General features: G+C 67.9%; 25 protein-coding genes. 16 read left to right on the plus strand and 9 right to left on the minus strand.

All coding sequences use genetic code 11. The features are described from left to right. The first annotated feature begins 84 nt into the window (after window positions 1-84). The 3 genes from VFR64_05790 to VFR64_05800 all read left to right on the plus strand — a co-directional run bounded on the left by VFR64_05790 (window position 85) and on the right by VFR64_05800 (window position 3,628). A complete protein-coding gene (locus VFR64_05790) occupies window positions 85-1,458 on the plus strand; it encodes a glutamine synthetase family protein (protein HET9489244.1) in 1,374 nt (457 codons plus the stop codon). A 118-nt stretch (window positions 1,459-1,576) separates the two neighbouring features. Further along, window positions 1,577-2,596: an amidohydrolase family protein gene (locus VFR64_05795; protein HET9489245.1), complete on the plus strand. Its 1,020-nt coding sequence runs from the start codon at window positions 1,577-1,579 to the stop codon at window positions 2,594-2,596. Window positions 2,597-3,277: 681 nt separating this feature from the next. After that, window positions 3,278-3,628 (plus strand): OmpA family protein, encoded by a 351-nt coding sequence (locus tag VFR64_05800; protein ID HET9489246.1) that lies wholly within the window; start codon window positions 3,278-3,280, stop codon window positions 3,626-3,628. Between the two features lie 88 nt (window positions 3,629-3,716). Here VFR64_05800 and VFR64_05805 read toward each other — a convergent pair whose 3' ends face one another. Next, a complete protein-coding gene (locus tag VFR64_05805) occupies window positions 3,717-4,163 on the minus strand; it encodes an SRPBCC family protein (GenBank protein ID HET9489247.1) in 447 nt (148 codons plus the stop codon). A gap of 168 nt (window positions 4,164-4,331) precedes the next feature. Here VFR64_05805 and VFR64_05810 point away from each other — a divergent pair, with 168 nt between their 5' ends. From VFR64_05810 to VFR64_05840, 7 genes are all read left to right on the plus strand, one after another. Continuing rightward, complete coding sequence (locus VFR64_05810) at window positions 4,332-7,778, plus strand: cellobiose phosphorylase (GenBank protein HET9489248.1); 3,447 nt, start codon at window positions 4,332-4,334, stop codon at window positions 7,776-7,778. A gap of 292 nt (window positions 7,779-8,070) precedes the next feature. Further along, entirely contained in the window at window positions 8,071-8,439 is a 369-nt protein-coding gene (locus VFR64_05815; protein ID HET9489249.1) for an amylo-alpha-1,6-glucosidase, read from the plus strand. 13 nt (window positions 8,440-8,452) lie between these two features. Continuing rightward, window positions 8,453-8,749 carry a hypothetical protein gene (locus VFR64_05820; GenBank protein HET9489250.1) on the plus strand — a complete coding sequence of 99 codons (297 nt, stop codon included), beginning with the start codon at window positions 8,453-8,455 and terminating at the stop codon, window positions 8,747-8,749. A gap of 35 nt (window positions 8,750-8,784) precedes the next feature. Then, a complete protein-coding gene (locus tag VFR64_05825; GenBank protein HET9489251.1) occupies window positions 8,785-9,540 on the plus strand; it encodes an alpha/beta hydrolase in 756 nt (251 codons plus the stop codon). A 38-nt stretch (window positions 9,541-9,578) separates the two neighbouring features. Continuing rightward, window positions 9,579-10,136, plus strand: coding sequence for a carboxymuconolactone decarboxylase family protein (locus tag VFR64_05830; protein ID HET9489252.1), 558 nt, complete (start codon window positions 9,579-9,581; stop codon window positions 10,134-10,136). Window positions 10,137-10,198: 62 nt separating this feature from the next. Further along, window positions 10,199-11,242 carry an LLM class flavin-dependent oxidoreductase gene (locus VFR64_05835; protein HET9489253.1) on the plus strand — a complete coding sequence of 348 codons (1,044 nt, stop codon included), beginning with the start codon at window positions 10,199-10,201 and terminating at the stop codon, window positions 11,240-11,242. After that, window positions 11,239-11,649 (plus strand): EVE domain-containing protein, encoded by a 411-nt coding sequence (locus tag VFR64_05840; protein ID HET9489254.1) that lies wholly within the window; start codon window positions 11,239-11,241, stop codon window positions 11,647-11,649. Before VFR64_05835 ends, VFR64_05840 begins: the two co-directional genes overlap by 4 nt. On the opposite strand, the gene VFR64_05845 is transcribed toward VFR64_05840, so the two are convergent. The 4 genes from VFR64_05845 to thrC all read right to left on the minus strand — a co-directional run bounded on the left by VFR64_05845 (window position 11,646) and on the right by thrC (window position 16,130). After that, the gene (locus tag VFR64_05845) at window positions 11,646-12,761 is read right to left on the minus strand and encodes a Gfo/Idh/MocA family oxidoreductase (protein HET9489255.1); all 1,116 of its coding nucleotides are present in this window, start codon (window positions 12,759-12,761) and stop codon (window positions 11,646-11,648) included. The two genes, VFR64_05840 and VFR64_05845, sit on opposite strands and share 4 nt — an antisense overlap. A gap of 30 nt (window positions 12,762-12,791) precedes the next feature. Further along, window positions 12,792-13,373, minus strand: a complete 582-nt coding sequence (locus VFR64_05850; protein HET9489256.1) for a hypothetical protein — start codon at window positions 13,371-13,373, stop codon at window positions 12,792-12,794. A gap of 175 nt (window positions 13,374-13,548) precedes the next feature. Beyond that, window positions 13,549-14,784 (minus strand): aminotransferase class I/II-fold pyridoxal phosphate-dependent enzyme, encoded by a 1,236-nt coding sequence (locus tag VFR64_05855; GenBank protein ID HET9489257.1) that lies wholly within the window; start codon window positions 14,782-14,784, stop codon window positions 13,549-13,551. Further along, window positions 14,784-16,130: a threonine synthase gene (thrC, locus tag VFR64_05860; GenBank protein HET9489258.1), complete on the minus strand. Its 1,347-nt coding sequence runs from the start codon at window positions 16,128-16,130 to the stop codon at window positions 14,784-14,786. Before thrC ends, VFR64_05855 begins: the two co-directional genes overlap by 1 nt. A 135-nt stretch (window positions 16,131-16,265) precedes the next feature. Here thrC and VFR64_05865 point away from each other — a divergent pair, with 135 nt between their 5' ends. Together VFR64_05865 and VFR64_05870 are read left to right on the plus strand one after the other, a co-directional pair. Further along, window positions 16,266-16,592: an NIPSNAP family protein gene (locus tag VFR64_05865; GenBank protein ID HET9489259.1), complete on the plus strand. Its 327-nt coding sequence runs from the start codon at window positions 16,266-16,268 to the stop codon at window positions 16,590-16,592. Window positions 16,593-16,610: 18 nt separating this feature from the next. Further along, entirely contained in the window at window positions 16,611-17,510 is a 900-nt protein-coding gene (locus tag VFR64_05870) for a PAC2 family protein (GenBank protein ID HET9489260.1), read from the plus strand. Window positions 17,511-17,572: 62 nt separating this feature from the next. On the opposite strand, the gene VFR64_05875 is transcribed toward VFR64_05870, so the two are convergent. After that, window positions 17,573-18,994, minus strand: coding sequence for a heme peroxidase family protein (locus VFR64_05875; GenBank protein ID HET9489261.1), 1,422 nt, complete (start codon window positions 18,992-18,994; stop codon window positions 17,573-17,575). A 1,034-nt stretch (window positions 18,995-20,028) separates the two neighbouring features. Between VFR64_05875 and VFR64_05880 the strand changes: the two genes are divergently transcribed. After that, on the plus strand, window positions 20,029-20,457 hold the full coding sequence (locus VFR64_05880) for a DUF4126 domain-containing protein (protein ID HET9489262.1): 429 nt from the start codon (window positions 20,029-20,031) through the stop codon (window positions 20,455-20,457). 23 nt (window positions 20,458-20,480) lie between these two features. Then, window positions 20,481-21,884: a pyruvate kinase gene (pyk, locus tag VFR64_05885; protein ID HET9489263.1), complete on the plus strand. Its 1,404-nt coding sequence runs from the start codon at window positions 20,481-20,483 to the stop codon at window positions 21,882-21,884. Between the two features lie 115 nt (window positions 21,885-21,999). Here the strand turns inward: pyk and VFR64_05890 are convergent, their stop codons facing one another. Then, a complete protein-coding gene (locus tag VFR64_05890) occupies window positions 22,000-22,947 on the minus strand; it encodes an ABC transporter substrate-binding protein (protein ID HET9489264.1) in 948 nt (315 codons plus the stop codon). A gap of 383 nt (window positions 22,948-23,330) precedes the next feature. On the opposite strand from VFR64_05890, the gene VFR64_05895 reads away from it, so the two are divergent. Together VFR64_05895 and VFR64_05900 are read left to right on the plus strand one after the other, a co-directional pair. Continuing rightward, window positions 23,331-23,846 (plus strand): hypothetical protein, encoded by a 516-nt coding sequence (locus tag VFR64_05895; protein ID HET9489265.1) that lies wholly within the window; start codon window positions 23,331-23,333, stop codon window positions 23,844-23,846. Window positions 23,847-23,890: 44 nt separating this feature from the next. Further along, window positions 23,891-24,178, plus strand: coding sequence for a hypothetical protein (locus VFR64_05900; GenBank protein ID HET9489266.1), 288 nt, complete (start codon window positions 23,891-23,893; stop codon window positions 24,176-24,178). A gap of 24 nt (window positions 24,179-24,202) precedes the next feature. Here VFR64_05900 and VFR64_05905 read toward each other — a convergent pair whose 3' ends face one another. Further along, window positions 24,203-24,706, minus strand: a complete 504-nt coding sequence (locus VFR64_05905) for a flavin reductase family protein (protein ID HET9489267.1) — start codon at window positions 24,704-24,706, stop codon at window positions 24,203-24,205. A 66-nt stretch (window positions 24,707-24,772) separates the two neighbouring features. Then, window positions 24,773-25,102, minus strand: a complete 330-nt coding sequence (locus VFR64_05910; protein HET9489268.1) for a glycine zipper family protein — start codon at window positions 25,100-25,102, stop codon at window positions 24,773-24,775. Window positions 25,103-25,110: the final 8 nt, after the last annotated feature.

Consider the following 25,110-nt stretch of genomic DNA (forward strand, 5'->3'; position numbering starts at 1 on the left):
CTCGTACGGGCGGGGCTTGACGACGGCGATGGTCTGCGGCGCGACCCCCGCCATAGGAGACGGACGCGCTATCCTACGCACGCCATGGCCACCCGGCGTCCCCGACGACGCGGTCCCGACCTGCCCGAGCAGGCCCGGCGGGCGGGTGTCCGCCTCGTGCGCTTCCTCTATACCGACAACGGCGGCATCACGCGCGGGAAGGCCACGCACGTGGACGGGCTCGCGCATCGCCTGTCCGACGGCATCGGGCTCACGGTGGCGATGCAGGCGATGAACATGCTGGACCAGCTCCAGGCCGTGGAGGGCCTCGGCCCCGTGGGTGAGATCCGGCTGATCCCTGATCCGCAGACGTTCACCGTCCTCCCGTACGCGCCCCACGCGGCGGCCATGACGAGCGACATGCGCACGCTGGAGGGGGCGCCCTGGGAGGCGTGCCCGCGCGCTTTTCTCAAGCGGCAGATCGCTGCCTGCGGCGCGGCAGGGTTCAGCGTGCGCGCCGCCTTCGAATGCGAGTTCACCCTGGCCGTGAAGCGGGCCGACGGCGGGTTCGCGCCGCTGGACGCGAGCCTCTGCTTTTCCACCGTCGGGATGACGACGGCGGCGCCCGTGATGGACGACATCGTGTCCGCGCTCGAGGCGCAGCGCATTCCGGTCGAACAGTACTACCCGGAGCTCGGCCACGGCCAGCAGGAGCTGTCGATCGCCCACGCGCCGGCGCTCGAGGCCGCCGACCGGCAGGTCTTCTATCGTGAGACCGTCCGGGCCGTCGCTCACCGCCACGGATTCTGGGCCTCGCTCGCCCCCAAGCCCTTCGTCGACCAGGCCGGCAACGGCGCCCACATCCACTTCAGCCTGTGGGACGCGGCAGGCCGTCGATCTCGCATGCACGACCCGCGGGGCCGCTACGGCGTGAGCACGCTCGGCTATCGCTTCATCGCCGGGGTCCTCGAGCACCTGCCGGCCCTGCTCGCGCTCACGTGTCCCAGCGTGAACTCGTACCGCCGGCTCCAGCCACACTTCTGGAGCTCCGCCTACACGGCGTGGGGGCCCGACAATCGCGAGGCGGCGGTGCGGGTGCCGTCGACGTTTCCTTCCGACCGCGCCGGCTCGACCAACGCCGAGCTCAAGGCGTCGGACTCGTCGTCGAATCCCTACCTCGCGCTGGGAGGATTGCTGGCGGCCGGCCTCGACGGCGTCAGGCGCGCGCTCGAACCGGGCGAGCCCGTGCTCGTGGACCCGGGCGCCCTGTCCGAGACTGAGCGGCGCGAGCGCGGGATCCAACGGTACCCGACCACGCTGCGCGCGGCGCTCGACCAGCTTGAGGCGGACGCCGTGCTCATGCCGGCCCTGGGCCCGACACTGGCCCGTGCGTACCTCGCCGTGAAGCGCTCGGAGGCGGAGGCGTTCGCCCGCGAGGACGCGGCCTTCGAGACGAAACACCATTTCTGGAAGTTCTGAGCTGGACCTCGACGCCGTCCCGATCCTGGATCAGCACTGCCACGCGCTGCTACGCGACGGGACCGTCGCCGACGCCGCCACCTACGCACGGTTCTTCACCGAGAGCGGCGATCCGAAGATGCACGCGCGCCACGTCCCCGAGACCGTCTTCTACCGGTGGGCCATCCGGGAGCTCGCGACGATCCTGGCCTGCGCGCCGACGACCGAGGCGGTGCTGGCGGCGCGCGGGGGCATGTCGGCCGACGCGCTGGCCCGGCATCTGCTCGGCGCCGCGAACATCGCGGTCCTCCTCGTCGATCACGGCTATCGCACCGACGAGACCTGGCCGCCGGCCGAGCTAGCGGCGCGATTGCCGTGTCGCGTCTTGCCGGTGCTGCGTCTCGAGGCGCTCGCGCAGGAGCTGATCGTCCGCCACGAGACGTTCGATGCTCTCCTCGACGCATACTCCGCGTGCATCGAGAGGGCGCGGGCGGACGGCTTTGTGGCCGTCAAGAGCATCATCGCGTACCGGACGGGGCTTGCGGCGCAACCGACGTCGCGCGCCGCCGCCGGCGCTGCATTCGGCCCCGTGAAGGAGCGCGCGCGACGCGACGGTCGGGTGCGTCTCGCCGCGAAGCCGCTCAACGACTACCTGTTCCTGCGCGCGCTCGAGATCGCCGAGCGGCAGGCCATGCCCGCGCAGATCCACACCGGCTTTGGTGACGCCGATCTCGACCTCCGCGAGGCGAACCCGCTGCACCTGCGCCCGCTGCTCGAGAGCGGCCAGTATGCCAACGTGCCTTTCGTTCTCCTGCACGCGAGCTACCCCTACGTCCGCGAGCTCGGATACCTGACGGCCATCTACGCCAACGTCTACGCCGACGTGGGGCTCGCCATCCCTCATCTCGCCGCCGAGATCCCGACGATGCTGCGTCAGCTGCTGAGCCTCGCCCCGTCGACCAAGGTGGTGTACTCGAGCGACGCCTCGCAGATCCCCGAGCTGTTCTGGCTGGCCGCGCGCTGGGGGCGGCGCGGGCTCGGGACGGTGCTGGACGAGCTGGTCGCCCTCGGCGCGCTCGACGGCGGCGAAGCGCTCGCGGTCGGGGGCCGGGTGCTCGGGGGAAACGCCGCCGGGATCTACGGCCTGCCCTGGCCGTAAACGGCCGATGGCGTGCTGGTTGGTGTCGATCGGCTCAATGGGCCGACCCCGTGGCCAAAGGTCCCTGAGACGAGGGTCCCACTGTTCGGGGCACCGAACGGCCATGCCGACCCCCGCGGAAGCGATGCCCACAACACGAAGCTGAGCGAGCAGCGGACCACGGCAGTCGCGGAGGCCCTCGTCGAGGCAGGCGTTGCCCGGTGACCGTGAGAGAACCCAGGCGCATGATCCGACGGGCCCGCGTAGGGTCGCCGGCGCCGCCGTGTTGATGGCAGTGACCGGCTGCGGCATGCAACTCGGCTACAGCGGCCCGCCCCTGTATGCGTGGCGTGACGGCTGCGTCGAGGTTGTCGACGGTTAGGCAGCGGATGCCTGGCGGGCCACGGCCCCGTGGACAGATGGCGGCTGGGACTACGGTCGTGCCGTGGATACCTGGCGAAAAACGGCGCCATGGCCGTCTGAGGGCTACGTCGCGAGCGACGACGGTTATGCGCCCTTGCCCTGCACCCCAGCCCCGTGCGGTACGCTAAACGGACGCCCGGGCCCGCCGGCCTCGCCGGGCCCACCGGGTCGCCGGGGCCAGCCTCCACGGCCCCTGGCCCTCCTGGAGCTCCCGGCCCTCCCGGCCCTCCCGGCGGCCTGAAGCCCAGCAGCTCCGCGGAGCAGCGGCTGTACAGCGCAGTGGAGCCGTTTCACTTCGAGCCCCGGAGCGCGGCGCTGCTCGATCGGTGCGCCGATGAGATCGCGCTCCTTGTGGCCTGGCTAAAGGACCAGCTCCAGACCGCCCTGAGCCTCCGCGGCTATCTCGACCAGCGGGAGACCGTGGAACAGGACACGGCGGTGAGGGAGAAGCGGGCCATCGCTGTCCGCGAGGCGCTCGTCGCGGCTGGAATCGCCCCGGGCAGGATCCAGATCGTCGCCGCCGCGGAGCCCACGTTCGTCTGTGCCGAGCCCACGGAGGCCTGCCTGGAGCGGAACGTCGAGGAGGGGTCTGGACATGACCACGCTGATCGCGGCGATGTGCTGGTTTGATCCTCGCCACGGGGCTCGTTCCTGCGTTCGCGCAGCCGGCCGAGGAAGCCTGGACGGCAACACAGAGAACCCACCGGGCAGCACCCCGTTACCCCGGAATCTCAGCTTCGATGAGTTGCGCGAGAAGGATGAGCGATTCTTGCCAGCCGAGATAGCAAGCCTCTGGTGGAATGGCCTCGGGTATCCCTTCTTGAACGATGTTCACCTCAGTACCGCAGGAGACCTTCTTCAAGGTGACCGTCGTCTGCATTTCTCCGGGTAGGTTGGGATCGTCGAACTTATCCGTGTAGCGAATACGTTCGTGTGGCACCAGTTCAAGAAATGTTCCGCCGAAGGAGTGGCTGTGGCCCGTGGTGAAGTTCGTGAACGACATCTTGTAGGTGCCGCCCACTGTCGTGTCTATATGGTGAACCTTGCCCGTAAAGCCGTTCGGCGGAAGCCATTTGGCCATTGCCTCGGGATCGAGGAATGCCCGATAGAGTTTCTCGGGCGCCGCGCGAAGCACTCGGTGAAGCCGGACGGTGCTTGTGGACATGCCGGGGTCTCCTTTGTGATGCCATAGTGCCCTTTCTCTGCATTCGGGCCGCCTGTTAGTCGAACGGGGCTCGACGAAATCGACACGCGGGCCTCATGAGCTACTCCTGCACGAGGGGCCTGGCACCCGCGTGTATCATCGTCCACGAGGAAGGTCCGCCGAACGGCCATGGCCGCGCCCTCCCGACGTGACTCGATCCCGATCGCCGACGCGAAGGGCTTTGGCCTGGTCGAGCTCGGGTCGGGCAGCGGCTTGCGGGCGGAATTTCTTGCGAGTGGTGCCCTGTTCGCCTTGCGACATCGCCAGACGCTGATCAATCAGCTATTGCCCGGCCCGGCCGAGGACGGGTTGTTCCGGCTTCTGGTGCGCTGGTGGCCGGGCGGGAAGGCCCAACCACGGGCGCCAGACGGTTGGACGGCGGTGGCCGGGCCCGGGCTCACCTTCGGGCGCGTCGGCCCGCGCGCGGTCACGTGGGCGGCGGGGATGGCCGGAACGCTGGCGTCCACGACGACGTTCGTGCTGCATCCGAAGCTCGCCCACTGGAGCTGGCGCATTCGCGTACGCAACACCTCGGCGTCAGCTCTTCGGATCGATGTGCTCCACGCGCTGGATCTGGGCCTCGCGGACGAAGCCGCCGTGCGCAACAACGAGGCCTACGTCTCCCAATACCTCGACCTCCTTCCCCTGTCCACCCCAACCCTCGGATGGGTGGTTCTCGCGCGCCAGAATCAACCGATGGCGGGCGGGCTTCATCCGTGGCTCGCGGTGGCCTGCGCGTCGGGCGCGGAGGCCTGTTGCACGGACGGCTGGCAGTTCTTCGGTGGCGACCATCGTGTCACCGGAGAGCCCCTCGCGGTGCGGGTGCCAGCCTTGCCGTCGCGGCGACTGCAATACGAGTTTGCCCTGGCCGGGCTGCAGAGCCGGGCCGTCGAGCTCGTCCCCGGCGCCACCGGCGAGGTGACATTCGTCGCCTGCTATCTCGACGATCATCCGTCCGCCTCCGCGCCGGACGATGTGAACCGCTTGACCGGGATCGTGTCCTCCCGCCGGGGGCCGGTTCGGCTCCTGGCTCCCGAGGCGTCTGGCCGGACGTCGCTCTTCGTGGGAGCCCCGTGGTTGCACGGGGCGGCACCGACGGCAGCCGATTGGGAGGCGTGGTTTCCCGGCCGGCGGCGCCACGAAGAGCGAGGGGCGGACGGCACGCTGCTCGCGTTCTTCCACGGGGCCGAAACGCATGTCGTCGGCCGCGTCAAGGAGGAGACGGTCATGCGCCCGCACGGGCACATCCTGCGTAGTGGTGAGCCGCGATGGGTCGACCGCGAGCATCTCGGTCTCACGTGCTACGCGGCGGGTATCTTCGCCGCCCAGGTCTATCTGGGGAACCCGAGTCTGACGCGCTTGCTGTCGGTCGTTCGCAACCATCTCAACGTCGCGCGTGCGGCGGGCCAGCGTGTGTGGCTCCGCGAGGCAGGAGAGTGGCGTCAGCTCGGCGTGCCATCGGCGTTCGCGATGACGCCGGGCGACGCCTGGTGGATCTATCGCTTCGACGACGACGTGATCGCGGCGCGGGTATGGTGCTCATCACATCACGCCGCCGCGTTCCTGGAGCTGCGGGTCACCACGGGCGCGCCTCGCGAGTTTCTCATCACGCACCAGCTCGCGCTCGGCGCCAACGAGTTCGACCAGGGCGGTGAACTTGGACTTCACGCGGAAACCGGCTGGCTGAGCTGCAGTTTCGATCCCAAAGGGGTCACGGCGGAGGGGCTTCCGGGTCTGTGCTTCGCCATCGCCGCCGCCGAGCCTGCCGATGTCGCGGCGATCGGTGGCGACGAGCTGCTCTATCTCGATGGCGTCCGTCGCGGCGGGCCGTACGCCGTCGTGCAGACCCGGGCGGTGACGCGGTGCGCCGTCATCCTTCTGGGGTCGCTCGTGGGGACCGCGGCGCTGCCAGCCGCGGTGGCGGCGGCGCGGCAGGAGTGTCGGGAAGGATGGGCCGCCGCGCGCGCGCTGGATGCGCCGGTGCGGCTGAGCGGCGGGGTCGATCCGGCCGTCGCGCGGATCGACGAGATTCTGCCCTGGTTCACCCACAATGCCGGGATTCATTTCTCAGCCCCGCACGGACTCGAGCAGTATGGCGGCGCCGCCTGGGGTGTCCGGGACGTCTGCCAGGGATCGGTCGAGTGGCTGCTCGCGTCCGCCGAGGCGCCGACGGTCCGGCGGGCCCTGGAGACGGTGTTCACTCAGCAGTATCCGCACGACGGGGGATGGCCGCAGTGGTTCATGCATCCGCCGTTTCACAGGATTCAGCAGGCGCACAGCCACGGCGACGTGTGTCTGTGGCCGGTGAAGGCCCTCTGCGATTACGTGGAGGCGACGAACGATCTGGCCTTCCTGGAACACGAGATCGGCTACACCGATCCGGCATGCTTCGAGCCGACGGGCCCGCACGAGACGCTGTGGGCGCATTGCGACCGGGCGCTCGCTCAATGCCAGGCGCGCTTCGTGAGGGGGACGGCGCTGGTCGACTACGGGGACGGCGACTGGGATGACACCCTGCAGCCTGCCGATCCGGCGATGAGGACGCGCATGGTCAGCGCCTGGACGGTCGCGCTCGCGTACCAGACGCTCCGCCAGTTTTCGGAGGTCTGCCGGCGCGCAGGCGAGGACGCCCGCGCGTGGCGGGTCCGCGCATTGCTGGAGCGCATGCGGGCCGACTTTCACGAATACTTGATGCCTGGAGGGACGGTGGCCGGCTTCATGGTGCACGAGGCCGACGGCGCTTGGCGGCCGCTCTTGCATCCAGCGGACGCGCTGACCGGCATCCGGTACCGTCTCCTGCCCATGACGCGTGCCATCCTGGCCGAGCTGTTCACCCCGGTGGAAGCGCAGCGGCATCTCGATATCATTGCCCGCGAGCTTTGGTTCCCCGACGGCGTCCGGCTGATGAGCGAGCCGGTTCCGTATCACGGCGGGTGCCAGCGCCTCTTCAAGCGCGCGGAGACGGCGGCGAACGTCGGCCGCGAGATCGGCCTGCAGTACGTCCACGCCCACCTGCGGTACGCGGAGGCCATGGCGAAGACCGGGAACGCCGAGGCGCTCTGGTGGGCGCTGCGAGTCTGCACTCCCGTGGGACTGACTGACGTCGTTCCCAACGCCGCGCCGCGCCAGAGCAATGTCTATTTTTCCAGCTCGGACGCCGACTTCGCCGATCGCCTCGAAGCGGCGACGCGCTGGAATGAGCTGCGCACCGGTCGTGTGGCCGTGCGCGGCGGCTGGCGACTCTATTCGAGCGGTCCCGGTTTGTTCCTGCACAAGGTGCGCACGTGTCTGCTGGGGGTCCGCGAGTCGTTCAGCGATGTCGTGTTCGATCCGGTGCTGCCCCATCGGCTCGACGGCTTGATCGCACAGCTGACGCTGCTGGAGAGGCCCGTCGAAGTTCGATATCGCGTGCGCGACGCGAGCGTCGGCCCCTCGGGAGTCGTCGTCAATGGCGTGCGGATCTCTCTCACCGCGCGTGACGAGAATCCCTACCGCGTCGGAGGATGGCGCGTGCCGGCGGCAGAGCTATCGGCGTTATTGGGCCGCCAGCGGGACGTGATCGAGGTCGAGCTGTGACGAGTACGACGCTCGACGACTTCACCGAGCTCTCCGGTTGGAGCCCGGTGACGTCGGGACAGGCGCAACTCCGCATTTCCGGGGATCGAGGGCCCCGGGACGGCGCCATGCGGCTCGACTTCGATTTCAAAGGTAGTGGCGGCTTCGTCGTGGCCCGCAAGCGCTTGTCGTTCCCGCTGCCGGAGTCCGCTCGAGCCTTCACCGATACGTTCAGGACGGCGGCGCGCACATCCTGGTCAATCGCGACGGGGCCGCGCTGCAGCCCGGTCCCCGTCGTTACGCGCGATCGTGGATCCGCGACGGCGCGACCATGGCGGCGACCCTGCTGCGCGCAGGCTGCACCGAGGAGGTCCGGGACTATCTTCGCTGGTACGGGCGCCATCAGGCCCCCGACGGGACCATCCCGTGCTGCGTCGACAGTAACGGCCCCGACTGGCTCGCGGAATACGACAGCCAGGGTGAGTTCATCTACGCCGTCATGGAGTACTTCCGCTTCACCGGAGATCGCGTCTTCCTCTCCGAGATGTGGCCGGTGGTGGCCAGATCCGTCGATCGGATCGAAGCGCTGCGCAGCCAGCGCCTCACGGCCGAGTTCCCGACGCCGGAGAAACGGGCCTACTATGGGCTGCTGCCGGAGTCTGCGAACACTGGAACTCGATGATGTGCTGGAGCGAATGGGCGGCCTGAGCGTTCAGCGGGACTGGGGCGAAGCGCTCTCGCTCGGCGAGCAGCAGCTGCTCTGTATCGCCCGGGTGGTTCTCGCCGCGCCTCGCTTCGTTTTCCTCGAACGACCCAGCGCGGCCCTCGGGGCCCCACAGGTCGATCGGGTCTTGCGCCTGCTCCGGGAGCGGTCGATCACGTACATCACGGTTGGGGGCGGCGGCGACCGGACGGACGACTACCACTTCATCCTCGAGCTTGCCGGCGACGGCGGATGGGCCTGGAAAGCGCTCGGAGTCGCCGTGAGTTAGACTATCGGCGAACTCGCGGAGGGGAGGAGAATCTCATGGCGTTCTACGAAAGAGGCCCGGTCCGTATCTACTACGAAGAGGTGGGTTCCGGCTTCCCCCTGTTGCTCATCCCGGGCGGCGGGCTCAATTCGGCACTTTCCTCCTGGCAGACAGCCTCGCCCTTCAACCCGATGGAACGGTACCACGACGACTTCCGCTGCATCTGCGCTGACCTGCGCAACGCCGACCCCGGGCAATCCAGCGGCCCGCTCGAGATCGACCGCCCCTGGGACGCCTATACGGACGACCAGCTCGGGCTGATGGACCACCTCGGCATCCGGGAGTTCATGGTCATGGGCTTCTGCATCGGCGGGCCGATGATCCACAACCTTCTCAAGCGGGCACCAGAGCGCGTCGTCGCGGCCGCGATGATGCAACCCAGCGGGTTCAGGCCCGAGATGCCGGACCTCTTCTACCAGAACAACATGACGAAGTGGGGACCGCAGCTCTGCGCGAGGCGCCCCGAGGTCACGATGGCCACTGTCCACGACTTCCTCACCAGCATGTACACGAAGCGTGCCGACTTCGTGTTCACCGTATCGCGCGATTTCGTGCGCTCCATCCGGACGCCGCTGCTGATCGCGCCCGACGACGTGCCCGCGCACCCGTACAAGGTCGCGATGGAGGTGGCCAGCCTCGCCCCGAATGCCGAGGTGACGATCTATCCTTGGAAGGATTCGCAGGAGCACATCGACCAGGTCGTGGAGCACGCGCGGCGCTTCCTCAAGGCGCACGAACCCGTCAGAGCTTAGGAACGCGGAGCCGCGCCCCACCGGGGGCAGAGGTGACCATGAGCGAGGGACGCTTCACCACGTTGACGGCCGAGACCATGACGCCGGAGCAGAAGCGCGTGGCGGAAGCCATCCAGTCGGGGCCACGCGGCGCGGGCCTTCGCGGGCCGTTCAACGCACTTTTGCGTAGTCCGGAGCTGTGCGATCTCGTCCAGCGGGTCGGCGCTTTCGTGCGGTTCAACACGTCGATCCCGGCGCGGGTCAACGAGCTGGCCATCATCATGGCCGGGCGGAAGTGGACGGCGCAGTACGAGTTCTACGCGCATCGGCGGCTCGCCATCGAGGCGGGCCTCAAGCCGGCCATCGCCGATGCTATCGCCGCCGGCACCCGTCCCGCCGGCATGGCGGAGGACGAGGCGATCGTGTACGACTTCGTCGCCGAGCTGCTGGCGACGGGCCAGGTGTCGGACGCCGCCTTTGCGCGCGTGAAGGCGGCCTTCGGTGAGCGCGGCGTGGTGGACCTGGTGGGCGCGGTCGGCTATTACAGCCTCGTATCGATGGTGCTGAACGTCGCGCGCGTCCCCCTGCCGGCCGGTGTCGACCCCCCGCTGAAGTAGCTGCTCCGAACATGAGTGCGCGGCTCCCAGATCCGCCCCGCTCTCGACTGGAGGATGAGCCGATGGAGTTCGGGATCTTCAATCTGATGGGGTCGCGCGAGGCGGACAAGCCGACCGCGCAGGTGTTCGGTGAAGTCACCGAGCAGACGAGGCTGGCCGACGAGCTCGGCTACACGACTGCCTGGTTCGCCGAGCACCACTTCTCGAACTATTGCTTGTGCGCGTCGCCGTTGATGATGGTGGCCCATTGCGCCTCGATCACCAGGCGGATTCGGCTCGGCACCGCGGTCGTGGTGTTGCCCCTGTACAACCCGGCGCGGCTGGCCGCCGAGATCGCCACGGCCGACGCGTTATCGAACGGCCGCCTGATGCTCGGCGTCGGATCCGGGTATCAGCCCTACGAATTCGAGCGGTTCGGGATCGACATCGCGCAGAATCTCGAAATGACCGAGGAGCTCTGCGACATCCTCGAGCTGGCCTTCAGCCGGGATTTCTTCAGCTACAACGGCAAACACTACCGGATGCCAGACACGCATATCCCCTCCCGCCCGGTGCAGAACCCGCTGCCGATCTACGTCGCCGGCCACAGCCCGGCGATGTTCCAGACCGCCGCGCGGCGTGGCTATCGAGTCCTGTCGTCGGGCCGGGTCGGCGGCCCCACGTTTCTGGCCGAGCAGTATGCCGACATGGTCGCCGCGTTCGCCGCCGAGAACGCGCCCCTGTCGCGGGCGCACATCACCATCAACCGCTTCGCCCACATCACCGACAGCCGCGACGAGGGGATGCGCTTTGCCGAGAACGCGCGCTATCAGACGCGGCTGGCGTCGAGTCTCAGGCGCCGGCAGGAAGTCATGCGCGGCACCGTGCTGGTCGATGTCCCGTACCCCGACGAGCCGTCGCTCGAGACCATCCACGACAATCTGCTGATCGGTGATGTCGACACGATCGCCGAGAAGCTCGTCGCCGAGGTCCACGCGACCAAGTTCGTGCAGGTGTGCTTCTCGTTCAAGGTCGGGAATACGCCGCACAAGGCGGCGATGCGCTCGATGGAGCTGATGATCGGCGAGGTCAAGCCGAAGGTGGAACAAGCGCTCGTGAGAGCATGAACTGGCTCGTCAAGGAGGAACCCACCCACTACGGGTTCGAGGCGCTCGTGAAGGACAGGAAGGCCGTCTGGAGCGGCGTCAGGAACGCGCTGGCCCAGAGGCATCTTCGCGCCATCAAGAAGGGCGACCACATCTTCTATTACCACACCGGCGATGAGAAGGCGGTGGTCGGGATCGCCAGGGCGCTGTCCGCCGCCTATCCGGATCCGGAGGACGCAAGCGGCAAGTATGTGGCGGTGGATATCGCGCCGGTCAAGCGGCTTCCCAGGCCGGTGACGCTCGCCGAGTTCAAGGCCGACCCAGCTTTCAAGGACTTTGCGCTGGTCCGCATCGCGCGGCTGTCGGTGATGCCCGTCACCGATGCGGAGTGGGCGCGGATCGAGCGCATGGCAAGGAAGGCCGACTAGCTGGCGAAGGTTTGGTCCAACCTGACCGAGCGGCCGGTGGCGGAGGATCGCTCGATTGCGTCGATCAGCTTGTGGCGCCGGACGGCGAGGGCGAAGTCGACGTCGAAGGAGCCACGGCCGCGCAGAGCCTCGGCGGCGCGCGCGTACGCCTGGGCGACGTTGTAGGGCTGGCCGCTCGGCGTGCCGGCCGGAACGACCTTGTACCTGGCCGGGACGGGCATCGCCGCGAGGGGTTCTTTGCCCCTGCCCGCGTGCACCTCGCTGCCTCCGGTGTTGAACGAGCCTTCCGCACGGATGACCAGGGCGCCCTCGCGCCCGTAGATCTCGATCCGGTTACCACCGGGATTCGAGGGGACGGCGGCGACATTGACCGACACCTCGGCGCCGCTCACCATGCGGCCGACCACGTTGATGCTGTCCGGTGAGTCGACCGGGACCGCCTTTCCCTCCAGGGTTCGCCACTCCGGGATCCGCGTCGTCACCCGGGCCGAGACCTCGGCTAACTCGCCGAGCACGGCGCAGAGCGCGTCGATGGCGTGGCCGCCCGTGATGGTCAGTACGTTGGCGCCGTTCGCGCGGACGCCCTGCCAGATGCGACCCGGACCCCGCTGGAGCTGGGCCGGCACGACGCAGGTCAGGTTCGCCGTGAGCACGTCGCCGATGTAGCCCTCCCGGATGAGATCGCTTGCGTAGAGGATCGCCGGGGCGCTGCGCGCCTGCAGACCGACGATCGTCTTGATGGAGCGCTGGCCGGCGAGGCCCGCCATTTCCTCCGCCTCGGCCAGCGTCCTGCCCAGCGGCCATTCGCAGAACACGGCCTTTCCCGCCTGCAGGCCGGCCATCACCAGATCGCGGTGCCCGGGCACCCGCACGCAGACGACGATGAGGTCGACCTCCGGATGCGCCGCCATGTCGCTGAACCGGTGGAATGCCCGCTCGACGCCGAACGCCGCGGCCGAGGCCCTGGCCGTGTCCTCGTGCGCGGTGCAGACCGCCTTCAGCTCGTACTGGGGCAGAGCTTTCAGGGCGGGGACGTGGGCATTGGCCCCCCAGCCGCTGCCCCCTGGTGTCACGGTCGCTCCCACGATTCCCACGCGAATCTTGTCCGTCATCCTGGACCTCCCGGCGGCGACAGTACCTCCTCACACCTCCGCTCCGCCAGCGGAACCTTCCGGCCCGATGCGGCCTCCGGTCACGCGGCGCTCGGCTTCGACCTTGAGCGGTCCGAGCATCAGTCGTCGAATCAGGATGATGCCGGGCGACAGGCATGACCAGTACAGGCGGAACCGCGCGCGGGCTGCGGGGTCGGTGGCGATGGCGCGTGTTTCGCCACGGAAGATCGAAGCGGCCGGCCCGTCCGGATCGGCGCGAAGCGTCCAGGCAATCTTGACGTACCCGGGTTCGGCGAAGGCGGCGAAGGCCTCGGCGGGCACGCCGCGGAACGTGGGGTTCGGCTCCCAGGGTTTCGTGACCGCGCCCACGACCACCGCTCGTCCGGGCAGCTCGTCCAGAACGACCCATCCGAGCGACTGCACCAGCGCCAGCAGACCGCGCGGTCGCACGTGCTCGTCCGGCGTGGCGCCGAGGATCAACTCGCGGCTCTTGAAGATGAGACGCACGATCCGGCTCTGGAGGAGATCCATCTCGCGCGCGGCCGCGAAGGTCACCGCGGCCGGCGCGGCGATCAGGACGTGATGCCGCTCGACGACCTCGTACTCGGGCATGAACCGGTCGAGCAGTGGATCCGCTTCGTTCGCGGCCGGTCGTGGAGCGCGCCCATAGCGGGACCACGCGGTCGCGACGTAGATCGCGTAGGCGGCGGCGGCCAGCCCCGCGCCGGCCGTCAGCCATCGGAGGCCCGATCGCAGGGACGAGGTCGTGACCGGTTTCAGGAGGTGGTCAACTCTCGGCGAACGCCCGATCGAGGGCCTGAGCGAGGTCGGCGATGAGATCGTCGGCGTCCTCGATCCCGACCGCGTAACGGATGAGATTATCCTTGATCCCGATCTGGAGGCGTTCCTCGCTGGTCAGCTCGTAGAAGCTCATGATCGCGGGTTGCTCGATGAGGCTCTCCGCCCCGCCCAGCGAGGCCGCGATGTGCGGGATGGTGCAGGCGTCCACCACCCGGGAGGCGGCATCGATGTCGCCGCGCACCTCGAAGGAGACGACGCCGCCGAAGCCACGCATCTGTCGCTTGGCAATGTCGTGCTCGGGGTGGTTCGGCAACCCCGCGTAGTGAACGGCGGCGACTCGGGGGTGGGCGGCGAGAAACTCCGCGACGGCCTGCGCGTTGGCGTTCTGCCGTTCCATGCGCAGCGCGAAGGTCTTGAGCCCCCGCACCAGCAAGTACGCCGCGAAGGGATCGACGACGGCGCCGGTGATTCCCTGCAGTCCCCGGATGGCATCCACCAGCTCGCGGGAGGCCAGCACAGCGCCGGCGAGAAGGTCGTTGTGGCCGCCCAGGTATTTGGTCGCGGAGTGCACGACCACGTCAGCTCCCCATTCGAGGGGGCGCTGATTGTAGGGCGTGGCGAACGTGGCGTCGATGACCGTCTTGACCCGGTGCCGACGACCGATCGCGGCGAATCGCTCCAGATCGAGGATGCGGTTGTAGGGATTCGTCGGCGACTCGCTCACCAGGGCCCGGGTGGTGGGCCGGATGGCGTCCTCCAGGGCTTCGTAATCGCCGGCCGGCACCGTGGAGACCTCGATGCCGTAGCGGGAAAGCGTCTGGTTCAGGAACTGGCGCGTCCGCCGGTAGCTGTCATCGGTAACGACCACGTGGGTGCTGCGGGCGAGCAAGGCGAACAGCGCCGTGGTCATCGCACCCATGCCGCTGGCAAAGAGCAGACAATCCCCGGCGCCCTCGAGCGCGGCGAGCTTGGCCTCGGCGACGCGCTGGGTGGGGTTGCCATAGCGCCCGTACTCGATGCGCTCGATCTTACCGTCGAAGTGGTCCTTCAGCTCCTGCGTATTGGCGAAAGTGTAGGTGGCGGTCTGCACGATGGGCGTGGCCAGGGCGTGGGCCGGTTTGGGACGTGGCTCGCCGCCGTGCACGGCCAACGTGCTGGGGCCGAGCGGTTGCTTGGGCGGCTCGACCTGCCTGCTGCGAGGAGGCGCGACCCGCTCGTCCATCACGACACCAGCAGGCGCGCCTTCTCGACGTGGCGCGCGATCGTTCGGGCCACCCGCGTCGGGTCGGCGGGCAGCTCGACGGGTTTGGCGCGGTGCGTCGCCGTGAGGCCGGCAAGGTCGCCCATGTGATAGGCGGCTTTCTGGTCGGCGAACTTCAGCCCGTTGGCGGTCGAGATCACGACCACCCGCTCGTTGGACCGGACCACCTTGCGGTCGACCAGCTTGCGGAGGGCGGCCAGGGCCACCCCGGTGTGGGGGCAGTTGAACATACCGGTGCGATCGGCGCGCGCCGCCTCGTCGGCCAGCTCCTGCTCGGTGGCCTGCTCCACCACGCCGTTGAAGCGCTGCAAGGTGCGGATGGCGCGCTTGACGCTCACCGGGTTACCGATCTGGATGGCGGTGGCCAGCGTGGGCCGGGCCGTAACAGGCTCGAAGCGCCTGAAGTCCTCCAGGAAGGACCGGTACAGTGGATTGGCCCGCTCGGCCTGGGCCAGGCAGATCCGGGGGAGCCGGTTGACCAGCCCCAGATCCTGCATCATGACGAACCCCTGCCCGAGCGCGTGGACGTTGCCGAGATTGCCGCCGGGGATGATGATCCAGTCCGGCACCTCCCAGTCGAACTGCTGGACGATCTCGATGGCCACCGTCTTCTGACCCTCGATGCGCAGGCTGTTCATCGAGTTGGCCAAATAGATCCGCTTCTCCTTCGTGATTTCTTGGACGACGGCCATGCAGCCGTCGAAGTCGGTGTCGAGCGCGAGCACCAGCGCTCCGTTGGCCAGCGGCTGGACGAGTTGGGCCACGGAGACCTTGTCTCTGGGCAGCAGCACCACCGCCGGGATCCCGGCGGCCGCGCAGTAGGCCGCGAGCGACGCCGAGGTGTCGCCGGTGGAGGCGCAGGCCACGGCGTCGACGGCCACGCCACCCCGCATCATCTCCTTGACCAGCGAGACGAGCACCGTCATGCCGAGGTCCTTGAACGACCCGGTGTGCGAGTTGCCACACTGCTTGACCCACAGGTCCTCGATGCGGAGCTGCTTGCCATAGCGGTCGGCCCACAGGAGATTCGAGTTGCCCTCGTACATCGACACGATGTTCTCGTTGTCGATGAAGGGCACCACCCACTCCTTCTTGCCCCAGACTCCGGAGCCGTAGGGGTAGATGTTGCGACGGTACCGGTCGTCGAAGAGCTGGATCCAGGCCGCCGCCGACCGCGACCGCAGGGCCTCCACATCGTGCTGGACCTCCAGCAGGTCTCCGCACGTCGGGCACCGGTAGATGACCTCGCGAAGATCGAACTCGGCGGGGCACCCGTTGATGCACTGAAACCAGGCGTTGTACGCCATGCCGAGGCCAGTATAGCGCCGCCGGGCTGCCCGGCGCCCGGCGCTCCGTATCCTTGACCGCTCCGCGGCGCCGGACTACCTTGCTGTCTATCGAGACTCGGCTCGCCGAGGGACCACGAAACAGGGAGAGTCGCCATGACGGTCTATGAGCTACGCACCTACACCCTTCAGGTCGGCAAGATGGCCGAGGCGGTCAAGCTGTACACGGAGTTCGGGTTCCCGGCGCTCCAGAAGGGCGGCCAGGACAAGAAGCTGATCGGCTACTTCCAGGCCGACACGGGCACGATCAACCAGCTCGTCCATCTGTGGAAGTTCGACGACGATGCCGACCGGCGCGCGCACTGGGCGTCGGTGTTCGCCAACAAGGATTTCATCGAAGGCTTTGCCGCGAAATTCCGGCCCCTGGTCGTGTCCCAGGAGGTCAAGCTGCTGACCGCGGCGCCGTGGGGACCGCACCCCTGAGAGGTTCAGAGGATCGCCATGGATAACGTGCAGTTCGAGCGCGAGCCGCCGGCCGGGTTGACGACGATGGTCATGGCATTCGGGGGATGGATCGATGCCGGCCGGGCGGCGACGGGCGCCTTGCGACACCTGGCCCGAGACCTGGGGGCCACACGACTCGCCCGGATCGACCCTGAAGAATTCTTCGTGTTCACCCTGGAACGCCCCGAGGTCCGGTTGAAGGCCGATGGGGGTCGTGACATTCACTGGCCGCGGAGCGAGTTCTTCTCGTGGCATCCAGGGCAGGGCCGTGACGGCCTCCTGCTGTTCAGCGGCCCCGAGCCACATCTGCGCTGGCGCGCCTACAGCAAGGCGTTCCTGGACGTGGCTGAGCGCTGTGGGGTGAGACGGATCGTCTCGCTCGGAGCCCTCCTGGCCGGCGCTCCTCATACGCGGCCGGTGCGTGTCACAGCCCGCTGCAGCGACGCCTCCACCCGCTCGTTGCTCGAAGCATGGGGCATGTACCGTCCGCCGACCTACGAAGGACCGACCGGTATCTCGACGGCCCTGCTGGACGCCGCGGAGCGACGGGGAATGCAGTACGTCGGCTTCATGGGGCAAGCGCCGCACTATCTGCAAGATACCGAGAACCCGGCGGCGATTCAGGCCCTGGTGTCCTGCACGGCGCGCCTGCTCGATCTGAGCCCGGACCTGTCCCACTTCGCCGAGGCCATCCGGGAGTTCCGCGCGCAGTGTGATCAGGCGGTGGCTCGGGACCGCGCGACCCGAGAGCACGTGCGGCAGCTGGAGCAGCAATACGACGCCGAGGCACGCGAGGAGCCGCCACCGCTACCTGGCGGAGAGCTGGACTCCGAGAAGCTGATGCAGGATCTCCAGGATTTCCTGCGCAGGCAGCGAGAAGGCGGGGCACAAGGGTGAGACGGTAGCCCCGGCTCCGATGTGCGGAACCGGGGCTGACCCCCGCCTGCAGGCAGATCACCTCATTGCACGACCCCGGCCTCGCGGAGCAAGTCCTTCACGCGGAACGATCCGCCCTCAGGCACAAAGCCCTTTCGGATGTAGGAGTTCTTGTCGGCCGCCAGCAGCCCGCCGATCACCTCGGCCACGATGCGGCTGCCGACCGGGCCCAGCTTCGCTCCCTGATGGACGATTTCCGCCTCGGCCAGGATGTAGAGCCACAGTGGCGTCTGCTCTTCGTAGGCAGGATCGTCACGCAGGGCTGCCAACCGAGGAATCGCCTCGGCGATCTCTTCGTTGGTGAAGACGCGGAGGCCGAGACGCTCGGCGACCGCCTGTCCGCTGGGCAGCCCGTACTCACGGGCCCGCTGGATGTTGCGCTTGGCCAGAATGGCCGAACCGCTCGCCTCCGCACCCGGGATCGGTAGCGTGAACAGGCCGGCCGACAGCAGCGTGTCGATCTTCCGGCTGACATTCACCGCCAGAGGGAACCCGTCGACGTTCACGAAGTTGGGCCAGAAGATCACATGGTCGGACGTGATCGGCCGACCGCCCCGAAGGTCGTCTGACGCGGCGGGGTTGAACACCTGGATGAAGGACCCAGCCTCGGTGAGGCGGTAGGCCGCGCGCACCTGAGAGTGGCCGAAGCGATAGGCGCCGACCGAGAACTCCACCGGCATCTCGGCCTTCGCGGCCTTCTTCGGATCGTAGTAGCGAGTGCGGATTTTGCGGACGGTGCCGTTCCCGGACGCGATGAAGACGTCCTCGTACACGTCGGGGTCGAGCACCTCGGGCAGGAACTCGTGGACGACGATCCACTGGTGGCGCCACTCCATCAGTTGCCGGGCGTCCTTGAACTTGAAGCCATCGTCGATCAGCTTGTTGTGGGCGCGCAGGTACGCGACATGGATCTGGGCGATGATCTGGTTCTCATCGTTACGGGGGTCTCCGATGATCGCCGACCCGTCGGGATTGCGCGGCAGGTCGAGGCCATCGGGGCCACCGATCCTGAGGTGCTCGCCAGCTGCCTCGTACAGCGCGGGATTGGGTTTCTTGCGATTGCCGTACACGCTGTCGAGGTTCAGGCGTTGATCCCGGTCGTTGGGGATCGTGGTGGGGTCTACGAAGTCCACCGGCAGCGGAAGACTATCCAGCGTCAGGTCGTGATCGAGGAACTGCCCGAAGTAGGTGAAGAAGGCCGGCACCCGATCCGGGTTGTTACCACTGCCATCCCCATCATCGGCGAGTGGCCCGCCTGCGACGGTGAGCGCGTCCAATGCCGCGTCGGTGGGCGCATCATAGGCTGGGAGCTCGGGAAACAGCCGGCCAAACGTTTGCTGCTGGGCCGCGCCTGCGGAGAGCGCCAAGAGTGCAGTCAGGAGGGCCGCGAGCAGCAGGCGAATCGGAAGCTTCGGAACACGAAGAGGCATCAGGTCTCCTCTCATCGGGCGGCCGGCAGCAGGACGTGTGCCATCCTCGAATGCAGAAAAGAAGAGAACTACCGGACGGGAGGCGTCACGGACATGACGAACAGCGTCCGATCATGTCGAGAGGGGATCGGCATGTAGAAACTGCAACCGTCAGGGAAACGGATTCTACTGCCGTTCCTGATGTCCACGGTCTTTTGCCCGTTGCCGGAGGCCTGAGGCGTCACGTGAATGGCGATGATGCCTGTGACGATGAACGCTACGGCGAGCCCGAATGCGCGGACCGATACACGTTGCATGCTAACCTCCCCTGTATCAAGATGCTGGGTGTTTGCCGCTAACGGGTTGACGCCAGCCTTGAGGTTGATCAGATCCTACCGCGGTACCGAGCGGCTTGGTGGGGTGGTGTCGCGTCCCGTAACCTCACGTCCGGGCGCAGGAGCCTCAGCGCCGTGGATTGGCGCCGGTGTATTCTTGCCGGTGAGCACGACGGCCGATGAGCGTGCTGCTCCGTTTCATCGCTCTCTACGCTCTTCGTGCTGGTCGGTCCTGCGCTGGTGACGCGCCTTGGCCCGGCCAGGGTCGTGGTGCTCGCGGCGACGGCCGGGGTTCTGCGCTGGGTGGTGATGGCCTCCACGACCCAGGCGGTGGCCCTCGCCCTCGTGCAGCCCTTGCATGGGGTCACGTTCGCAGCGCTACATCTCGCTTGCATGCGCCTCATCGTGGCGATCGTCCCCCAGCACCTTGCGGCGACGGCGCAGGCGACGTACGCGGTCGGCGCCACGGCGACCACGGCCCTGCTGACCGCCGCGTCAGGGAGGCTTTTATGCGAGGCTCGGCGCGCAGGGGTTCCTGGTGATGGCGGTGCTCTGCGCCACGGCCGTTCCTCTGGCATTGGGACTGCGCGCGGGTCGTACAGAGCACCTTCGCCTCCGGTGACAGGGTCCGGACTCCTCCTCGCTGCTGCGCGGCGGCGCCGCCACCACAGGGGCGGAGCGGGCTGTCGGTCGGGAACGAGCGGCCCTACCTCGTTGACCGTCGGGTTAGGCTCAATGAGAGAGGAGCGACTGCGCCGTGGACTGGCTGACGACGATGGCCTGTCCCGCCTGCCGGGCGACCTCGTGGTGCTGTCCGACTGGTGGGTGATCGGTGTCGCGGCGGCGCTGTACCTGGTCGAGTTTCTTGCCGACAAGATCGCGATGGTCGACTCGGCGTGGGACGCGATCCACACGTTCATCCGCGTACCGGGCGCCGTCCTTGCGGCCACGGCCTTCGCCGACTTCGACCCCACCTTGCGGGTGCTCGCCTTTCTGGTGGGCGGCGGGCTAGCGCTCAGCTCGCACGGCGCGAAGGCCGCGACCCGCGTGGCCGTCAACTCCACGTCGGTGCCGGGGACGGGCGCGGCCGTCACACCGGCTCGGCGTGGTCGGCCGATCTGCGGTCTCGCCCCCCTTGACCCTTTCCTCACGGAGGTCACGTAAAATCCTCGGCGCGCGGAAGGCGAATGAACAAGATCCCCGGTATCGAGCGGAGGACGAAGATCGTCTGCACCATCGGCCCGGCCACGTCGTCCCCGGCGCAGCTCCGGGCACTCCTCGAGGGCGGGATGAACGTGGCCCGGCTCAACTTCTCTCACGGTGAGCCGGCGGAGCACCGGGCCGTCCTCGCCCAGATCCGCGCACTGAGCAAAGAGCTCGGCATCCCCACGGCGGTCCTCCAGGATCTCGCGGGCCCAAAGGTCCGCATCGGCACGCTGGCGCACGGCAGCGTCGAGCTCGAGGCCGGTCGCCGGTTCACCCTCACGACGCGCCCGGTCGAGGGCTCCCGTGACCGCGTGTCTGTCTCGTACGCGGGGCTTCCCGCCGCGGTCAAGGTGGGCGATACGCTGCTGCTCGCCGATGGCGTCATCCACCTCCGCGTCGAGCGCGTCACCGCCGAAGATATTCATTGCCAGGTGGTCGTCGGCGGCCGTCTCGGCAGCCGCAAGGGCGTCAACGTCCCCTCGGGGCTGCCTGATCTGCCCATTCTCAGTGACAAGGACCTGGGTGATCTGCGCGTCGGCCTGGAGCAGGGGATCGACTACCTCGGGCTGTCGTTCGTCCGATGGGCCGAGGACGTGCGAACCGCCCGGGCCCACATCGAGTGCCTCGGCGGCCAGGTGCCCGTGATCGCGAAGATCGAGACCCAGGCGGCCCTGGACCACTTTGACGAAATCCTCGACACCGCCGACGGAATCATGATCGCCCGCGGCGATCTCAGCATCGAGACGCCGTTCGCCCGTGTTCCCATCGTGCAGAAGCATCTGATCGCTGAGGCGAACCGGCGGGCCAAGCCGGTCATCACGGCCACCCAGATGCTCTTTTCGATGGTGTCCGCGCCGCAACCGACGCGGGCCGAGGTCGCCGACGTCGCCAATGCTGTCCTGGACGGGAGTGACGCGGTGATGCTGTCGGAGGAGACGGCGATCGGCAGGCACCCGGTGCGTGCCGTGCAGGTCATGGCCGCCATCGCGCTGGAGACGGAACGTGGCGCGCTCCAGGGCCCGCGACCGCCCGGCGCGCCGGCGGAGTTGCCCCGGAGCGACGAGGAGGCGGTGGTCCAGGCGGCGTGTCAGCTCGCGGCCCATCGCAGCGTCGACGTCGTCGTGACGGTGACCCGGACCGGCGAGACGGCCCGCTTCGCCGCCAAGCATCGTCCCGCGCAGCCGATCGTCGCGTTGACCGGCGACCCGGAGATCTGTCGGCGACTGGCCGTCGTGCGCGGCGTGCTGCCGCTAGTCGTGCCCGCGTCGAGTCAGGATCCCGAGGAGATGATCGCGGCTGCGCGTCGCGCGGCCCGAGAGCGCGGCTGGTCCGGCATGCGCGCCGTGGTCGTGGCACACGATCGACTGTGGACGGGTCGCCTGTGATGGCCGGCGTCGGCGATCAAGCATCGTCGTGAGCCGTTCCCCAACGATAGCGCCATGGACGATGCCGATGACGAGGGTGCCCTTGATCGTAGGCCGCCACCTAAGCAGCGCTTGTTTATTCGATCACCTCGTTGGCGCGGGTGATGATCGATGGCGGAACCGTGATTCCGAGCGCCTTCGCGGTCCGCAGGTTCACCGTCAACAAGATGCCCGAGCGTTCGTCCACCGGGAGATCAGCCGGCGCGGCCCCTCTTAACAGCTTGTCGACGTAGCTGGCGGCGGCCCGGCCGACGGCGGCGAAGTCATCGCCGTAGGAAAGCAGCGCCCCTCGCTCTGCCCACTCCCTGCGGTGCCCCACGATTGGCAGCCGGTGTTCAACACTCAAGCGGATGAGAGCGTTGGAGAAGGTGGTCCGCAAGCTCGACGCGACAACCAGCACGCCGTCGACCTCGCCCGGTTGGAGGGCACGGTAGACGCGTTCGGTCTCGGCCAGGGTCGACACGGTGCGCTCGACCAGGACGAGGCCAAGCGCCTGCGCCGCGCGACGCGCCACCGCCAGCTGGGGATCCGAGGTCGGGTCCTTCGAATTTGCCAGGCTCAGGACCCGTCGCAGGTTCGGATGCGCTTCCTTGAACAGCTCGAGCCGCTTGGCGATCAGCTCCGGCGAGGCGAAGCCGGTGATGTTCCCGCCCGGGCGCGCGAGACTCCGCACGAATCCGCCACCGATCGGATCAAGGACGTGCAGGAATAGTATCGTCGTATCGGTCTTGGCGGCCACCGCCGCGCGGAGCGCCTGGTTCTCGACCGCAACGATCAAATCGACACGCTCACGGGTGAAGTCGTGGGCGGTACGCCGTGCGGCTTCTTCGTCCTTCTGGTTTCGGAAATCGAAGCGGATGTTCTTGCCGTCCTCGTAGCCGAGCTCAGCAAGTGTCTGGCGTAGGGCCGGAACCGATGGTGGGACGTGGTCGAGCCCAACGTGAAACAGCCCGATGTGCCATACCTTGGCTCGCGCACGGGGAGTCTGGGCGGGGCTGGTGAGCGGCAGGGTGAGGATCGCCACACTGAGAAGACCCGCGAGGCCGTGCCATCGACGGGCACGTGGTCGATCCATATTTGCTCCTCCGTGTCCATTGTGGTCTCGAGCGACTCTCATCACGTGGCCGGGTCAGAGGCGGCCGACGCCGGTGAGCTCCGTGCGTACTCCGGGATCGTGATCGTCCGTCGGAACGCTACGGCGCGCTGGATTGTCTCCCTTCTCCGATCTCCTGGCAAGGCGAGCGCGCCGCCCTGCTTCCCGTTGGTGCAGGGATCGTCGCGCCCGGGGCCCGGAAGGCATCGCCCTCGCGCGAGCCCCTCCGGGAGCCCATTTGACACGCCCCATTTCTTGACTCCCACGCCGGGAGAGTGTCAGGAATAGATAGACTTTGGAGAACGGAGAATGTGATGAGGCTGTCCATGATTTCGGCAGGTGCGCTCGTGTCGGTATTGTTGAGCGGCTGTGTCACTCATCATCCACAAACAGCGGAGGAGTTTCGTCGAGCTGTCCCGGGGGCGTTCATGGCCAAGACCGAGACGTTCGAGGTCGATCGCCCGTTTCGCGATGTGGCGGCGACATTTCGAAAGAAAGCGCCCGAATGTCTGGAGGTGACGGTCAGGACCACGTCGCGAACCACCACCAGTTACCAGGTCATCGTCACCGAGTTCAATCCGACCGTTGTGGTGACCGAGAAGAGAGCCGAGTTACACGTGCAGCAGCATCACAAGGCGGGTGTCTTGAAGGTGACCAAGGAGCCCGCCGGAGGGTACTACCTGCTCGTGGCCGATGCCTACCCGGTGGATCAGCGCCGGACGAAAGTGCAGATGTTCAGGCCCTCCGTTGGTCACGGGGTCTTGATTCGAGCGGTCAGGGCGTGGGCCACCGGGGAAGATCTCGGCTGTCCGGATATGACCAAGAGCTAGAGCGGGCCATCCGCATCGGGCGTGAGTCTGGTCTGGACGTTACCGTGGCGAATCGTCTCAGGATTGCGCTCGCGGTTCTCGCCATCGGGCTGATGACCGGTTGCTCGGGGATTCGGCCGTATCCGAATACGCTGGCCAAGAACGTGCGCATCCGGACCGACGTTGAGTCCGCCGTCTGCCTGGCGCACATGATGGCGCTGCGGGTCTACGGCGACGCGCGCAAGGCTCTTCGGAGCCAGATCCCGATGCTTGTGCTGATGGTGTTGTACACAGTGAGCAGCCTGTGGATCCTGTCCCAGCCTCTCGTCAAGACGGCTGGCAAACCCGCCTGATAGGTCGGTCGGCAGCGGCCGTCGTTAGCCGCCGTAGAAGACCTTGTCGCCGAGCTCCTTGAGCCAGAGAGTGGCGTCGTCCGGACGGCCGTCGGGCGACTTCGCGATGCCGGCCTCGACCACGCGGCCCACGAAGACGGAGTGATCGCCCTTCTCGACCGTCGCCTCGAGCGTGCACTCGACGAACGCGGGGGCGTTGGTCAGGATGGGCGCGCCGGTCGTCCCGGCACGGAATGGCTCGCCGGAGAGCTTGCCGCTGGCGACCTCGGCCGGCTTGAAGAAGGTGTACGCGAGGGCCTGTTGCCCCTTGCCCAGCACGTTGAGGGCGAAGGCGTTCGTCTCTTTGATGAGCGAGTGCGCGTGCGAGTCGACCTTGACGCCGACCGCGACGAGCGGCGGCTCGAACGCGACCTGCGTGACCCAGTTCACGGTGGCGGCGGACACCTGGCCGCTCTTGTTCGCGGCCGTGAGGACGTACAGGCCATAGGGGATCATCCGCAGCGCGGTCCTCTTCGCGTTGGGGTCCATCAGCTCGTCCTCCCTGGTGTGTCGTGATGCGTGCAGGACACTAGCGGTCCGGCGCGTTGGACGGCGCTACCGCGAGGGTCCGGGGGGCGGGGGCGGCGGCGTGCCCGGGGGCGGGGGCGGAGCATCGGCGGGCAGGGTGCTTGCCGGCATCGCCCCCGGCGACACGTACTGCCCGCCCGAGATGGGCACCCGGTGGCCCCGGCTGTACATGCACTGCGTGTACGCCATGTCGTACTGCCACTGGCTGCTCGAGCCTTGCCGCTGCGAGGCCCAGGTGCGGCAAGCGGTATCGTCGGCGGTGAACTGCTCGAAGGTCTTTCCCGTGCCGGGGAGCGCGACTACGCGGGGAGCCATCGTGCACGCGGCCAGCGGCACTGCTGCGACGAGGGCAAGCACGGAAAACC

The sequence above is a fragment of the Candidatus Methylomirabilota bacterium genome (assembly GCA_035709005.1).
Taxonomy (GTDB): Bacteria; Methylomirabilota; Methylomirabilia; order Rokubacteriales; family CSP1-6; genus 40CM-4-69-5.